At 66.0% G+C, this 13,641-nt stretch carries 15 protein-coding genes and 3 tRNA genes; 12 read left to right on the forward strand and 6 right to left on the reverse strand.

Features of this window, described 5'->3' with window-relative positions:
- Positions 1–14: 14 nt before the first annotated feature.
- From ACZYZF_RS06045 to ACZYZF_RS06055, 3 genes are read right to left on the reverse strand one after another with little or no spacing between them, the layout of a single operon-like run.
- Positions 15–1,061, reverse strand: coding sequence for a M42 family metallopeptidase (locus ACZYZF_RS06045; protein ID WP_463834862.1), 1,047 nt, complete (start codon positions 1,059–1,061; stop codon positions 15–17).
- Positions 1,062–1,069: 8 nt separating this feature from the next.
- Positions 1,070–2,587, reverse strand: coding sequence for an FAD-dependent oxidoreductase (locus ACZYZF_RS06050; RefSeq protein ID WP_463834864.1), 1,518 nt, complete (start codon positions 2,585–2,587; stop codon positions 1,070–1,072).
- Between the two features lie 44 nt (positions 2,588–2,631).
- Positions 2,632–3,231 (reverse strand): TetR/AcrR family transcriptional regulator, encoded by a 600-nt coding sequence (locus ACZYZF_RS06055; RefSeq protein ID WP_463834865.1) that lies wholly within the window; start codon positions 3,229–3,231, stop codon positions 2,632–2,634.
- A gap of 96 nt (positions 3,232–3,327) precedes the next feature.
- Here ACZYZF_RS06055 and ACZYZF_RS06060 point away from each other — a divergent pair, with 96 nt between their 5' ends.
- From ACZYZF_RS06060 to ACZYZF_RS06080, 5 genes are read left to right on the forward strand one after another with little or no spacing between them, the layout of a single operon-like run.
- Positions 3,328–3,855 carry a DUF4242 domain-containing protein gene (locus ACZYZF_RS06060; RefSeq protein WP_463834866.1) on the forward strand — a complete coding sequence of 176 codons (528 nt, stop codon included), beginning with the start codon at positions 3,328–3,330 and terminating at the stop codon, positions 3,853–3,855.
- Complete coding sequence (locus tag ACZYZF_RS06065; protein WP_463834868.1) at positions 3,852–4,874, forward strand: acyl-CoA dehydrogenase family protein; 1,023 nt, start codon at positions 3,852–3,854, stop codon at positions 4,872–4,874. Before ACZYZF_RS06060 ends, ACZYZF_RS06065 begins: the two co-directional genes overlap by 4 nt.
- Positions 4,850–5,566 (forward strand): ABC transporter ATP-binding protein, encoded by a 717-nt coding sequence (locus tag ACZYZF_RS06070; RefSeq protein WP_463834869.1) that lies wholly within the window; start codon positions 4,850–4,852, stop codon positions 5,564–5,566. Before ACZYZF_RS06065 ends, ACZYZF_RS06070 begins: the two co-directional genes overlap by 25 nt.
- Positions 5,563–6,729, forward strand: a complete 1,167-nt coding sequence (locus tag ACZYZF_RS06075; RefSeq protein ID WP_463834870.1) for an ABC transporter substrate-binding protein — start codon at positions 5,563–5,565, stop codon at positions 6,727–6,729. Before ACZYZF_RS06070 ends, ACZYZF_RS06075 begins: the two co-directional genes overlap by 4 nt.
- A gap of 5 nt (positions 6,730–6,734) precedes the next feature.
- Positions 6,735–7,523 (forward strand): ABC transporter permease, encoded by a 789-nt coding sequence (locus tag ACZYZF_RS06080; RefSeq protein ID WP_463834871.1) that lies wholly within the window; start codon positions 6,735–6,737, stop codon positions 7,521–7,523.
- Between the two features lie 23 nt (positions 7,524–7,546).
- On the opposite strand, the gene ACZYZF_RS06085 is transcribed toward ACZYZF_RS06080, so the two are convergent.
- Positions 7,547–9,598 (reverse strand): MFS transporter, encoded by a 2,052-nt coding sequence (locus tag ACZYZF_RS06085; protein ID WP_463834873.1) that lies wholly within the window; start codon positions 9,596–9,598, stop codon positions 7,547–7,549.
- A gap of 157 nt (positions 9,599–9,755) precedes the next feature.
- Here ACZYZF_RS06085 and ACZYZF_RS06090 point away from each other — a divergent pair, with 157 nt between their 5' ends.
- The 6 genes from ACZYZF_RS06090 (at position 9,756) to ACZYZF_RS06115 (ending at position 11,207) form a co-directional block, all read left to right on the forward strand.
- Positions 9,756–9,923, forward strand: coding sequence for a hypothetical protein (locus tag ACZYZF_RS06090; RefSeq protein WP_463834874.1), 168 nt, complete (start codon positions 9,756–9,758; stop codon positions 9,921–9,923).
- Between the two features lie 74 nt (positions 9,924–9,997).
- Complete coding sequence (locus ACZYZF_RS06095; protein ID WP_463834875.1) at positions 9,998–10,189, forward strand: hypothetical protein; 192 nt, start codon at positions 9,998–10,000, stop codon at positions 10,187–10,189.
- Between the two features lie 192 nt (positions 10,190–10,381).
- Positions 10,382–10,469: transfer RNA gene (locus ACZYZF_RS06100), tRNA-Leu, on the forward strand.
- Between the two features lie 38 nt (positions 10,470–10,507).
- Complete coding sequence (locus ACZYZF_RS06105) at positions 10,508–11,002, forward strand: HNH endonuclease (RefSeq protein ID WP_463743070.1); 495 nt, start codon at positions 10,508–10,510, stop codon at positions 11,000–11,002.
- A 46-nt stretch (positions 11,003–11,048) separates the two neighbouring features.
- Positions 11,049–11,122: transfer RNA gene (locus ACZYZF_RS06110), tRNA-Arg, on the forward strand.
- Between the two features lie 11 nt (positions 11,123–11,133).
- Positions 11,134–11,207: transfer RNA gene (locus tag ACZYZF_RS06115), tRNA-Arg, on the forward strand.
- Here the strand turns inward: ACZYZF_RS06115 and ACZYZF_RS06120 are convergent.
- Together ACZYZF_RS06120 and ACZYZF_RS06125 are read right to left on the reverse strand one after the other, a co-directional pair.
- Positions 11,166–12,338, reverse strand: coding sequence for a sensor histidine kinase (locus ACZYZF_RS06120; protein WP_463835150.1), 1,173 nt, complete (start codon positions 12,336–12,338; stop codon positions 11,166–11,168). The two genes, ACZYZF_RS06115 and ACZYZF_RS06120, sit on opposite strands and share 42 nt — an antisense overlap.
- Positions 12,331–13,026, reverse strand: coding sequence for a response regulator transcription factor (locus ACZYZF_RS06125; RefSeq protein WP_463743069.1), 696 nt, complete (start codon positions 13,024–13,026; stop codon positions 12,331–12,333). The genes ACZYZF_RS06120 and ACZYZF_RS06125 overlap by 8 nt, the downstream gene beginning before the upstream one ends.
- An 87-nt stretch (positions 13,027–13,113) precedes the next feature.
- On the opposite strand from ACZYZF_RS06125, the gene ACZYZF_RS06130 reads away from it, so the two are divergent.
- Positions 13,114–13,641 (forward strand): hypothetical protein, encoded by a 528-nt coding sequence (locus ACZYZF_RS06130; protein ID WP_463743068.1) that lies wholly within the window; start codon positions 13,114–13,116, stop codon positions 13,639–13,641.

Genomic DNA, 13,641 nt, shown 5'->3' on the forward strand with positions numbered 1-13,641 from the left:
CCGATCGCGATCGCTCAGGGCCAGCGCTGCAGAAAACCGACAAGAACTTCGGCAACCTCTTGGATGGCGCCCCGCCGGACGACCTCGTACCCATGGGTGCTCAACGTGGGGATGCACAGCAGACCGGCTCGTGCCGACGCGCCGGTGGCCTTCGAATGCGAGGCGTCGGACTCGAATGCACCCAGTACCGCTGCCTGAGGGGAGTAGCCGCACTCTGCGGCGACCGTCATCAATGAGTCGGCGATCGTTTTGTCGTAGACGCACTCGGCGTCGCTGTACGCGACAATCGGGCCACCTGAGCAGGTTGTGGCGTACTCGGCTTCGGTCGGCCCGACCTCGAGTGCGATTGTGAGATCTCCGGGCAGACTCCGGCTCGCGTACGAGCCACCGACGCCGCCGAGCTCTTCGTTGGTGGTGAACACCACGTACACGTCTCCTGCCAAGGTGCGGCCTTGTTGGGCCAGTTGGCGCACTGCCTGCAAAAGCGCTGCAACGGCGGCCCGATCGTCCATGAAGTAGCTGCCGAGATAGTCGCCGAACTCGATCAGATCCCGCTTGCTGCGGTGTACACATACCCGCGTTCCGGGGTGCACGCCGGCGGCCGTCAATTCGTCGGGCTCACGACCGGTGAAGACGTAGACGTGCAGCCAATCCATTGCCTGGTCGCCTTTGTCCGGTTTGGTCTCCCAGATCCGTCGACTCTCCTTTGTCGTGTGTTCTGAGCCGAGAGTAAGTACACCGCAGAGTGTTTCACGATCTCCGAGTATTGCCACCGGCCCAAGCCCGAAGTTGCCTGGATACATGGTCCCGAGTTGCGTCACGTGCAGGGATCCGTCCGGCTCGACGCGTTTGACGATCATCGACAATTCGTCGAGGTGTGCCAGCATCCGGATTGGTGGAGCGTCGCCCCCGCGGACGACGCCCACCAGATTGCCGGCCGGGTCCACCCATACGTCGTCGATCGCTCTTTCCAGTTCGCGTCGGCACAGATCGCGAACAGCGTCCTCCTGACCGCAGGGGCCGTAGGCGATCAGCAACTGCTGCAACAAGTCTCGATCCATTTCGAGATTCACCGTGACAGTCCGCGCGTGGCCGGCCCCTCGATCAGTTCACCGTCGGCGGCGAAGCGCGAACCGTGAAGCGGGCACTCCCACGCGTGGTCGGCATCGTTCCACGTCACGACTCCGCCGAGATGCGGGCACACCGGTGACACCGTGTGTTCCACTCCGTCTCGCTTGCTGATGGCCTCTAGTCGCCATGGCGGACCCGCGACCACGCCGTTGCCCTCTTCGGGGTGGGCATGGCCGACAGTGCTCGGCGCCAGCCATCCCTTGGCCAGGTTGAAACCGACTTCGGCGTTGGATTCCACGGCAGTGAAGAGGCCTCTCAATTCGTGCCGGCTCCAACTGGAAAATGCTCGCGCCCAATCCTTTCGGCCGCCGAGGATTCGCGATGAAAGCACGAGGGCGGCGGCAACACCATTGGTCAGGCCCCACTTGTCGAAACCGGTTGCAACAAACACCGTCTCGGTGCCGGGCAGGATCGGGCCGACATAGGGGAGCTCGTCGATCGGTGTGTAGTCCTGGGCCGACCAGAAATGGGTCTCCGTGGCGCCTGGGTAATGCTCAATCGCCCAGCGGGACAGTTCGGCTACCGATCGAGCCGACGAATGGCCTCGTCCAACTGTGTGTCCCGCGCCGCCGACGATGAGCTTCTCGTTGACCGAGTTGGGGGCGTAGCGCACCGACCGGGTGGGGGAATCAACAGAAATGAACATCGGATGCGTGACGTCTCCGGGCACGTCAAAGGCCAAACAGTAGGAACGGTGTGGTTTGAGCCGCGCGAAATACCCGCCCCGGTCCAGGATCGGGATGCCGGTGGCAAGGATGCATTGAGATGCGCGGAGCTGCAGCGCGCGCGACGTGTCATCTTCTGGCCCAGAGCCGTCGGCCGTCAGGCGAAGGTGGACTCGGAGGGGCTGGTGTCCCGAGACGGATTCCACCCGCGCCCCGGTGAGCAATGTGCCCCCGTGCCTTTCCAATTCCGTCACAAGACTGCTCAGCAGGGGGATCGGATCGATCTGTGCCTGATCCGGTAAACGGACCCCGCCGTGATAGGGAAAGGGAACATCAGCCTCGGGCGCCCACCGGACATCGATTCCGGCGGCCTGCCCGGCGGCCAGTTCAGCCTCGGCGTCGGGGATTCCGGCGGCGGACTGTGCATAGCTGTATGCGTCTTCGATCTGGACACTCAGGCCGTGGTTCTCGCAGTACCGGAGCAGCCAATCTCGACCCTCGGTGTTTCCGGCGACGTAGGCGTTGAGCAAGTCGGTCCCGTGCTTGGCGGCGATCCGCGACAGCTTCGTGCCTTGCAGAAGGCTGACTTTGCCCGTGGTGTTGCCGGTGGTTCCCGCTCCCACATGGCGCGCTTCCACCACAACGACCCGCTTGCCTGCTCTGGCGAGCAACACAGCGGTAGCCAGGCCGGTCAGACCGGCCCCCACAACAACGACGTCGTAGTGGACGTCCTGGGGCACCTGCGTTGTGCCGGTGGATTCGACGCGGCCGTCGAGCCAAAGTGAGGGCATGCCCTTCCCTTCCCGTCAGAGACGGGCGTCAAACATTCTCGAACTCAGGTCCGTGACCGCGTGATCAATTCCTCGGTCAAGGCGCGGGCTGCTGCGATCGGCTGGGTCGAGCGGTCCAGCTTGGAGCCCAGCAGCGCGCCGTCGTAGAGCAACTGGATTTGCCGGGCCAGGACTGTCGGGGAGTTGATGCCGGCCCGCTCCAGCTGGGTGGCCAGTGTGGCCCGGAGCCACTCACGATGTGCCTGTACGGGTTCGAGGTCAACCCCGGGGTATTCGGTGGCGGCGTTGGCGTATAGGCATCCGCGGTAGTTGCGCCGGGTCGCCGCGCCCGAGGCGAGGTCGAAGAACACCAGGATGCGCCGCACCGGATCGTCGACGTCGGCGGCAGCCTGCTCCCAGCGATTGCGGTCAGCGTGATCCAAATTGGTGAGGTAGGCGATCACCAAGGCGTCTTTGGAGCCGTAGCTGCTGTAGAGACTCGCCTTGGCGACCCGTGCCTCATGCAGGATCTGGTCGATGCCGACGGCACGAATGCCCTGGTTGGCGAACAGTTCAGCCGCGGTACTGAGCAATCGTTGCGCCGGCGGGACGGTGCCGGTCGTCGGCGCGGCAGGCGACGCGGTGACGGTCTGGGGCGTGCTCATGACGTCAGCCTAACGCGGAGGACCGCATAGACAGACCTGTCTGTCTATGCGACTGTCGGTGCCGTTCCACCCCTGCGACGCCGAGGACCAACCGACGTGACTCTGTACCTGTACGAAATCACTCCCGATGCCACCGACGCTGCCGCGGTCGGACAGCTGCTCAAATCGCTCGACACCGAGATCGGAAGTGGCGGTGGTGAACTGATCGAGGCTCAGGTCACCGGGAATCGCGGGCGGGTTTTCGCGATCGCCGAATTCTCCGCCGAAGCGGCCACTCTGGACGCCACGCAGTTGTCCGCCACCGTGGCGGGTCCGCATCAGGTCCGACTGGTCGGTGCCGACCTCTCGGTGCTGAAGGCCGCCCGCCCGCAGGCCGGCTACCTGGTCGAGTGGGATCTGCCGGCCGAGCTGGACATGGAGTCCTACCTGGCGCGCAAGAAGGCGAATGCGCCCAAGTACGCCGACGTACCCGAAGTTCAGTTCCTTCGCACGTATGTCCGCGAGGACATGGACAAATGCCTGTGTTTCTATGACGCCCCCGACGAGGCCGCCGTGCGCCGGGCCCGCGAAGCGGTCAGCACCCCGATCGATCGGCTACACGGACTGGACGGACCTCTCCTGTGACTGCGGCGCTCGCGGAATCCGCCCTGGCGCGCGTTGCGCACACCGTCGCCGCCCGTGCCGCCGATCTCGATGAGCAGCGCAGCGATGTCCGCACCGATCTGGCCGAACTCGGCCGGGCCGGTTTACTCGACCTCGAGCTGCCCGAGATGGTCCGTGTCGTCGATGAAGTGTCGGCCCAGAGCCTTGTCGTTGGCTTCTCGGCCTGGGCACACCACATGAGCATCCGGTACCTGCAGGTGGCGCCTGAAGGCGAATTCGGCGAGCAGATCAGTGCCCTCGCCACGGCCCAGCGGATCGGTGTCACGGCGATGGCAGCCGGTCTCAAACAGGTCGCAGGCCTGGGGCAGGTGCCGATCACGGGCGTAGCTGATGGTGCCGACCTGGTGATCAGTGGCCCGATTCGCTGGGCCTCCAATGTGTTCCATGGTGCGCTGATCGTGTTGCCGGTCCGTGTCGATGACCGGACCCTGGTCGTCACGGTGGACGCTGATGCCGACGGTGTGACCGTCAACCCGGCTCCGCCGCTGACGGCACTCGGGGCTACCGCGTCGACCTCCCTGCACCTGGACCGGGTCTGGGTGCCTCGACACCAGGTCGTCGCCACCGATCTGGCGGTCTTCGTCGGCGGGATCAGGCCGGCGTTCCTGCTGTTGCAGACAGCGTTCTGCGCCGGCGTCACTCGTGCGGCGCTGATCGCCGCCACGCAGGCACATACGGGCCCACTGGCCAGGTTCGGCACCGAACTCGACGATGTGGTCACCCGCGCCACCGATGTCACGGCGCGGCTGCACCGCTGGGCTGCGGACCCGGGTGCAGCGACAGTGGCTCAACTCATCCGGCTACGACTCGACGCGGCCGCCGCGGCTGTCGATGTCACCCGCCTGGAGCTCTCGCTGACCGGCGGCGCGGCCTACACCCTGGGCAGCGCCGCCAACCGGCGGTTCCGGGAAGCCGCCTTCCTGCCCGTGCAATCACCCTCGGAAGGACAACTGCGGTGGGAACTCACGCGCTACGAATAGCAAACGGCGTCAGACATTTCGGCGCGACAGCGGCACTGACCGATATCGATCTGCAGATCCGGACCGGGGAGTTCTTCGCCGTCCTGGGTCGTAGCGGCAGCGGCAAGTCCACACTGCTGCGGATCTGCGCCGGGCTGGACGCCCTGAGCAGCGGCACCCTGACCTGGTCGGGAGACGGTACCCGGCCGCGGACCGGGGTGGTCTTCCAACAGCCACTGCTCATGCCGTGGCTGACCGTCGCCGGCAATGTGGCCTTCGCCCGCCGGTTCAGCGCGCAACGGAAAGGGTTCGACACCGACGATGCCGCGAAGCTCGTCGCGAGGTTCGGGCTGGATCACCTGGCCGCGCGCTACCCCGACGAGTTGTCGGGCGGACAGGCGCAACGGGTTGCGATCCTGCGGGCCGTCGCCACCCGGCCGGAACTGCTGCTGCTCGACGAGCCGTTCAGCGCGCTGGACCCGGCCACCCGGGCCGACCTGGCCGGATGGTTGCGCGAACTGGCACGGGAACTCGACGTCACCGTTGTGCTCGTCACTCACGATGTCGACGAGGCACTGTCCCTGGCGCAACGCATCGTGCTGCTCGACGGGGGACGGGTCCGCGCTGACTGGGCGGTCGGCAATGACGAAACCCCCACGCGCAGAGAGATTCTCGACCAGTACCACACCGAGTCCGCGGTGGAGGTGCTGTGACGTTGGTGACGCGGCGCTCCCTGTTGGCCGGAGCGGCCGGGTTGACCGCGGCCGGTGGCCTGCTCGGCATCGGCGGGTTGGCGCGCAGTGCGGTCAACAGTCCGCAGGACGCCGAGGGCGCGCTGCGGGTCGGCTATCTGCCCATCACCGATGCGGCGCCTCTCCTGGTTGCTCACAGCGCCGGCCTGTACCCCGCCGGGGTGGTGACCTCGGCGCGCCCGGTGCTGTTCCGCAGCTGGGCGGCTCTGGCCGAAGCGTTCATCACCCGCCAGGTCGACATCGCGCACCTCCTGATGCCGATGGCCGTCCAGCTGCGCTACACGCTGGGCGCCGGGGTTCGGGTGCTGGGCTGGAACCACACCAACGGCTCGGCACTTACGGTGGCACCGCACATCCGGGATCTGAGCGACCTGGCCGGTACCCAGGTGGCCATTCCGTTCTGGTGGTCGATCCACAACATCGTGCTGCAGCAGCTGCTCCGGGCACATGGATTGCGACCGGTGTTGCGGCGCAGTGCTTCCCGTGCCGACCGGACGGTGGAACTGATCGTGATGAGCCCCTCGGACATGGTGCCCGCACTGGCGAACGGCACGCTGGGCGGATATGTCGTGGCCGACCCGTTCAACGCGATGGCGCAGATCAAGAAGATCGGCCACATCCACACTTTCCTCGGCGACGTATGGCGCGATCACGCCTGCTGTGCGCTGGTGACCCGTGAGGACGTCATCGCGACCCGGCCACAGGCCGTGCAGGCCGTCACCGATGCGGTGGTGGGAGCGCAACTGCGCATCGATGCCGACCGTGCCGCCGCGGCGACCGCATTGACAATTGGCAAGTACCTTCCGCAACCGACTCCGGCGATCGCGCTGGCGTTGACCTATCCCAAACCTCCCTATTCGTTCGCACATCCGGACTGGCAGCCACAACGTCTGGGTTTCCAGCCGTTCCCGTACCCGAGCTTCACCCGCCGCCTCGTCGAGGCGATGCACGACACCGTCGTCGACGGCGACCGCCGGTTTCTGGACCGGCTCGACCCGGCCGTCGTGCACACCGACCTCGTGGAGGAGCGGTTCATCCGTCGATCCCTCACCTCTCATGGCGGACCCAGCGCATTCGGTCTGGCCGTCGACCTCACCCGAACCGAACAGGTGCAACCGCTATGACCATCGTGAGTACCGACAAAATCCGTGCATCGGTTGGTGTTTCGAATTCGTTGAGGCGGTTCGCGCCGCCAGCCGTTGCCATTGCGATCACCGTCGCGCTGTGGTGGCTCGCGACCTCCGTGCTCAGCGGACCTGAGTCGTTGCTGCGGCAGACCGCACCGCAGCGGGTGATGCCCGCGCTCGCCGGGCTCATCGAGCGCGGTGTGCTGCTGAGCGATCTCGGTGTCAGCTTGTGGCGGTTGGTGATCGGGCTCGCCGTCGCCGCTGTCATCGGGATACCGCTGGGCCTGTTGATCGGGTTGTCCGCTGTCGCCGAACGCGCCGGTGGGCCGATCATCGCCATCGTGCGGATGATCTCGCCGCTATCCTGGACGCCGATTGCGTTGGCACTGTTCGGTATCGGGAATCAGCCGGTGATCTTCCTCATCGCGGTCGCCGCTGTGTGGCCGGTGCTGCTGAACACCGCAGCGGGTGTGCGCGCGGTGGACCCAGGGCTGCTCAACGTCGCCCGCTCATTTCACGCCACGCGGTCCGAACTGCTGAGCGCAGTGATCCTGCCGGCGATCCGCACCGACGTGCAGACCGGGATCCGGCTGGCACTGGGCGTCGCGTGGATCGTGCTCGTGCCCGCCGAGATGCTCGGGGTGCGCTCAGGTCTCGGCTATCAAATTCTCAATGCCCGCGACCAGTTGGCCTACGACCAGGTGGTGGCGGTCATCGTCGTCATCGGTCTACTGGGGTACGCGCTGGACACCGTCGCACGCCGGCTGCTGAACCCGGCGCGTCGCACCTGAGCCACGCGGCATACCAACGCCGGTCACGGCCGCCCCGGGGGAATGTTCCACCGTTCTCGGGATGACTGCGGTCCCGCTGGTTGGAGCGGCCGAGGTGGCCGTGGTGTGTGCAACGGTGCGGTCGGCGCGTTGGGTGATGGCGGTGTGCTCGTTACGGTCGGTACGGCAGGGGCCATCGCCCGGTTCTGTTGCTGCACTACGTCGTCGATTCCGTCGGACAGGCGACCGAGGTAGCCGATGAGTGCCGCGGCGTCGCCGTCGTCCCAGCGCGACAGGATGGATTCCAACCGCGAGATGTTGAGCGCGCGTTGACGTTCAAAGGTGGTGCGGCCCTGCGGGGTGAGCATGAAGCGCGGTGGTGCTGCCAGGTCGGTGGTCGGCGATCGGCCGACGAAACCGTCGCGGATGAGGGTCGACACCCGCTCTTCGACGGTCTCATCCGCACTGTCGACCGAACGCGCCAACTCCTTCAAGGTGAGCGGCGGTCCGCCGCCGAGGTAGGAGGCGACGACGTAGTCGCCGCGGTCCAGTCGGTATGGCGTCGACGGAATCTGCAAGGCGACGGCTGCCTGCCGGCCCATCGCTGTCAGGACGTTTTCGAGTCGTTGGGCCCGCCGTCGCACCGGGACGGGCATGACAACCGGTTCGACGTCGGACACCGGCGGCGTCGGGACAGAGGCGGGGATCATCAGGGCGAGCAGCGCCGAGACGATGGCCGCACCTCCGGCGATCAGCATGGCGGTCTGGAACGCTGCGAGTGTCGGGAATGTGTGACCGGCGACGGCGATGGTCATCTGGGCCAACACCGCACCTGTGACCGCGCTGGAGGTAGACGTGCCCAGTGAGCGGGCCAGCGAGTTGATCCCGTTGGCGGCAGCGGTTTCCGACACCGGAACGGCAGAGTTGATGAGGGTGGGCAGGGCGGCGAATGCGAAGCCGACGCCGGTGCTGCACACCACGCCGAACAGCAGAACGCCCGCCGGTGAACCGAGTAGCTGTGTTCCGCCCAGGTAGCCCGTCGCGATGATGACGGCACCGAGGATGAGCGAAAATCGCGGTCCGCGCGCGGCGATCACCTTGCCGGCGATCGGTGACGTGGCCATCATTGCCAGGCCACCCGGTGCCATCCACAGCCCCGCCATCACCATGGACTGACCCAGACCATGCCCGATCGTCGTGGGCATCTGCAGTATCTGGGGGCCGATCAGGCTGGTGCCGAACATCCCGAACCCAATGGCCACCGACGACAGGTTGGTCAGCAGTACGGGTTTTTTGAGCGTCGTACGCATGTCGACCAGCGGCGTCGGCGCGCGGTACTGCCACCAGCCGAATGCCACGAAAGCCGCGATGGAGCTGGCCAGCAGGCCGAGCGTGAGGGGACTGGTCCATCCCCACGTCGAGCCCTTGGAGATCGGTAGCAGCAACAGCAGCAGGGCAATGGCCAGACCGGCCGCACCCGGTGCGTCGAACTTGCCCATGGAGGACGAGGGCACGATATCGGGGACCATCGTCGCAAACAGGACGCCCGAGGCCAGGCCGAGACCTGCTGCGCACCAGAACAATACGTGCCAGCTTGAATGCTCGGCGATCACCGCGGACAGTGGCAGGCCCAGCGCGCCACCCACCCCGAGCGAGGCGCTCACCATCGCCATCGCTGAACCGACGCGGTCGGCTGGTAGGGATGCTCGAAGCACGCTGATTCCCAGCGGGATTACCGGAGCGCCGAAGCCCTGCAGCCCGCGTCCTATCACGAGGAGTGGCAGGGAACTGGTGAGCGCGGCGAGCACCGACCCGGCGGTGAGGAGGACCGCGCAGGCGATGAGAATCCGCCGGGGGCCGAACATGTCTCCGAGGCGGCCGAACGTCGGAGTCGCCACGGCGCCGGTCAGGAGCGTGGCGGTGACCGCCCAGGACGCATTGGCTGCGGAGGTGTTCAGCAACTCCGGCAATTGCGGAACAAGGGGGACCACGAGGGTCTGCATCATCGAGACGCTGACGCCGGCGGCCGCGAGCACCGCAACCAGCAGGCCACCTCCCGTCGGGGCGGACGGGCGTTCGACCATCTGCTGAGTCATGCGGCGGACCTCCTTCGCTGCTGCGTGCGGTGCGTGGCCGTGGTGCCACGCCGAAGCGGGTCGGTACCTTACCTGATATATAGACTGCCTAACAAATTGGCTGGCGATCGCGGCGCCGCGGCTACCATCGCCAACAGGGGCGCTGAACGGGGGTGACATGGAACGAACGGGAGCGTTCTGGGACGGTGTGACCGGGCGGGCGCCGATGCCACCCGCAGCCCGCACACTCGGCTTCGAACTTGTCGAGGCCCACCCCGAGGAAGGCTCGATCATCGTCGCAACCGCCACCGCCACCGCGACCGCGCGGATCATTGAGCGCACGTGAGTATTCGAAATGCTCACGCCCGATCCGCCTGAAAATCGCTGGGACCTGTCGCAATGCGGTGTTACCGTGACGGCGTGATCAGGTTCTGCGACGGCTGTGTGCTGCTCGCCGGGATGCACGAGGCATCCACGGCGAGTTTGTCGTACGTGGGCAGCTTTGGCGCTAAAGCCGTTGCGCGGCAGTCGGTTGAGCGCGGCGCCTTGCCCGAAGAGCAATCTCACAAATCTCTCAACTTCGCCGTTGTCGCTGACAGGAACGTCGCCTGACGTCCCTGTAGTTCGACGCACCCAAAAGTGTTGGCGTGCAACGGGTTGCAAAGAAAAATACCCTAGACATTCGCAAGTTCGACACCGCATGCTGTTGGCGGCAACACACACGAACGAACGTGCGTAGAACGAAATTGCGGGACGAAATACCCTGTCGTGTCGAGCCTTTGAAAACTGCACAGTTTGGCATCCGCGCTCGTGGCGGAACTGGAAGACGCGCCTGGCTCAGACCCGGGTGCCCTACACGGGCATGCAGGTTCAACTCCTGCCGAGCGCACCATCGGCCCGCGACGAAAATCAGAGAGGAGGCACGCGGTCATGAAGCACTTTCGTCAACAGTCAAACCGTCGGCAGGCCGTGACGGTGTACAACGCCGACTACCGCGTGCTGACCCAGGTGACCTGGCGGGAGGCGGTACGGCTGCTGCTGCGGGGTTCGGTCTACGTGATCGAGCGCCACAGCCCAGCCGTACACATACACAGCCCGTCGACAGTCATCGAGCTCCCGGTATCGGTGGCGCTGCGTGAGTACGTCCACGTGCCGTACCGGCCCGGCCGCCGGGTCGCGCGTCTGGGGATACTGGACCGTGACGGCTACACCTGCGCCTACTGCGGTGGATACGGCGACACGCTCGACCACGTCGTTCCCGAGTCGCGCGGCGGCCCGAACACGTGGCTGAATCTGGTCGCCGCATGCGCACCGTGCAACGGACGCAAGGGGAATCGCACCCCCGAAGAGGCGGGAATGCGGCTGTTCTGGGAGCCCTACGAACCGCGCGAGCGGGACCGCTACCGCGTGCCGGCGATGGCCTGACCGGCGGTTCGAATCCCGTCCGCCACCCCACCCCACCCCGGTCCATGCCCCTGTAGCTCAAGCGGACAGAGTGTCGTCCTCCGACGGCGAAGGTTGACGGTTCGAATCCGTCCAGGGGCGCGGCACACGATGCCCGCGTAGCTCAACTGGAGAGAGCGCCTGTTTACGAAGCAGGAGGTTGCTGGTTCGAGTCCAGCCGCGGGTGCGCACCGTCGGTCACCACCACCGCCTGTCGGTGCCTCGCGGGTAGTTGCACCGTGATGCACAGCCCGCCGGCGGGGCGGGGGGTGAGGGTGAGGGTTCCGCCGTGGGCTTGGATGATGCTGTTGACGATTGCCAAGCCGAGGCCGACACCGTCGTGGTGGGTGCGGATGCGTTCGGAGCCGCGCTGAAACGGCTCGACAAGGGTCGAAACCAGTTGTGGGGTGAGTTTTTCACCGGTGTTCTCGACAGAGAGGACCACATCGTCGGCGCGGACGCCGGCTGTGACCCATGCGCTGCCGTGCTCCGGCAGGTTATGGACGATCGCGTTGTGCAGCAGGTTCGTCGTCATCTGCTGCAGGAGCGCGGAGGAGCCGATGGTGAGGGCCGTGTCGCCGGACGTCTCGATGGTGACGCCGTGCCTTTCTGCCAGGGGCAGAAGCGTTTCGGTGGCATCTTCGGCGAGGAGGGACAGGTCGACAGGTTCTCGGGAGAAGGATCGTTGATCGGCTCGGCTGAGTAGCAGCAGTGCTTCGGTGAGGTCGATCGCTCGGGTGTTGACGGCGTGCAGGCGTTCGACCAGCTCGCCGGTGACAGCGGTGCGATCCTGGCGGGCCACGTCGAGGAGGGTTTTCGTGATCGCCAGTGGGGTGCGCAGTTCGTGGGAGGCATTGGCGGCGAATCGCTGCTGTTCGGCGACGTGCGATTCGAGCCGCTCGAGCATGGCGTCGAAGGCGTCGGCCAGTTCACGGAGCTCATCTCGGCGGCCAGGCAGCCTAATTCGGTGCGACAGTGACCCTTTCGAGGCCAAACGGGTCGCAGCGGTGATACGGGTCAGAGGTGCGAGCATCCAGCCGGCCAGCAGCCACCCGCCTGCGAGGCCGAACACCAGCAGGAACGCCATCACGGCGGCCGCCCTCGGAGCGAACACGTGCAGGAGCCTTGACCGGATGGGAAAGACGTCGTTGGGGAAGGCGATGTCAGTACTGCCCGGGATGATCATCATCCGGTCTGGGACGTAACGCAGGAGGAACAACCACACGGCGGCGAGCAGCAAGGCGCCGGCGAGCATCAGGAACCCCGAGTAACTGAGGGCGAGTTTGAGTCGAAGGCTCAATCCCGGTGCTCTATCCATGGTTTCGTTCCTCAGGCTCGGAGCGGTCTGCGGTGTCTATGCGGTAGCCGACACCGGGCACTGTCGAGATGATCCAGGGTTCGCCGAGACGTTTGCGCAATGCTGAAACGGTGATGCGCACGGCATTGGTGAACGGGTCGGCGTTCTCATCCCACGCCCGCTCCAGCAGTGCTTCGGCACTGACGACTCCGCCCTCTGCAGCGACGAGAACTTCGAGCACCGCAAACTGTTTTCGGGTGAGCGCGACGTATCGGTCGTCCCGGTAGACCTCACGGCGGAACGGATCCACCCGCAGGCCGCCGATCTCCCGCACGGGTGGCCGGTTCTGGGCGCGCCTGCGGTCGAGTGCTCGCAGACGCAGTACGAGCTCTCGAAGTTCGAACGGCTTGGTCAGATAGTCGTCAGCACCGAGTCCGAACCCCGACGCCTTGTCGTCGAGCCGGTCCGCAGCGGTCAACATCAGGATCGGCGTGCCGCTGCCCGAGGCAACGATGCGTTCGGCGATCTCGTCGCCCGAGGGTCCGGGGATGTCGCGGTCGAGGACGGCGATGTCATAGGTGTTGATGCTCAACAACTCCAGCGCGGTGTCCCCGTCGCCGGCGATGTCGGCGGCGATCGCCTCCAGGCGCAGGCCATCGCGGATCGCCGTTGCCAGATAGGGCTCATCTTCGACGACCAGCACACGCATGCTCTCCAAACTACGAGCCATCCCATATCGTCGGCATATCGAAAATCGCATACGTGCTGACAACACCGCGGAGCCTTGACTGGCGCCATGACAAACAACAACTCAGCACACACCCGACGCCCGTTCATCACCGTTGCCATCGCCGCGTTGATCGGCTCGGCTGGTCTGGCCATCGCCGCCCAGGCTGTCGCCGATCCTGACGGTCAGGACCGGGCGACAAAGTACTCCGAGTGCATGCGGGCCAACGGCGTCGCGGATTTCCCAAATCCGAACGCAGAAGGCCATTTTCCCTACGGAGGCATCTCCGTTTCGAAGGCTACGTGGCAGACCGCAGTCGGCGCATGTGCGAATCTGCAGCCGCCGGGTTGGCCCGCCCACCCGCAGCGCACTCCCGCGCAGCAGGACGCCGCGCTCAAATTCGCGCAATGCGTGCGCGAGAACGGGGTGCCGGACTTCCCCGACCCGGCTACCGCCCGTGATCCGCTCATCGACACCTCGAAGATGCGCGGCGACGTCAGCGCCGGCGGTATTCCCGAGCTGAAGCCCGCGACGGAGGCATGCCACGACTTCTTCGCGGCCGCGCTACCGCCACTGGGGACCGGCTGGCCGGGCTGA

The sequence above is a fragment of the Mycobacterium sp. IDUB_24 genome (assembly GCF_055419385.1).

Excerpts from the sequence above, each read along its gene's own strand:
- ACZYZF_RS06045 (WP_463834862.1), bottom strand. The coding sequence starts at position 1,061 with ATGGATCGAGACTTGTTGCAGCAGTTGCTGATCGCCTACGGCCCCTGC.
- ACZYZF_RS06050 (WP_463834864.1), bottom strand. The coding sequence starts at position 2,587 with ATGCCCTCACTTTGGCTCGACGGCCGCGTCGAATCCACCGGCACAACG.
- ACZYZF_RS06055 (WP_463834865.1), bottom strand. The coding sequence starts at position 3,231 with ATGAGCACGCCCCAGACCGTCACCGCGTCGCCTGCCGCGCCGACGACC.
- ACZYZF_RS06085 (WP_463834873.1), bottom strand. The coding sequence starts at position 9,598 with ATGACTCAGCAGATGGTCGAACGCCCGTCCGCCCCGACGGGAGGTGGC.
- ACZYZF_RS06090 (WP_463834874.1), top strand. The coding sequence starts at position 9,756 with ATGGAACGAACGGGAGCGTTCTGGGACGGTGTGACCGGGCGGGCGCCG.
- ACZYZF_RS06105 (WP_463743070.1), top strand. The coding sequence starts at position 10,508 with ATGAAGCACTTTCGTCAACAGTCAAACCGTCGGCAGGCCGTGACGGTG.
- ACZYZF_RS06120 (WP_463835150.1), bottom strand. The coding sequence starts at position 12,338 with ATGGATAGAGCACCGGGATTGAGCCTTCGACTCAAACTCGCCCTCAGT.
- ACZYZF_RS06125 (WP_463743069.1), bottom strand. The coding sequence starts at position 13,026 with ATGCGTGTGCTGGTCGTCGAAGATGAGCCCTATCTGGCAACGGCGATC.
- ACZYZF_RS06130 (WP_463743068.1), top strand. The coding sequence starts at position 13,114 with ATGACAAACAACAACTCAGCACACACCCGACGCCCGTTCATCACCGTT.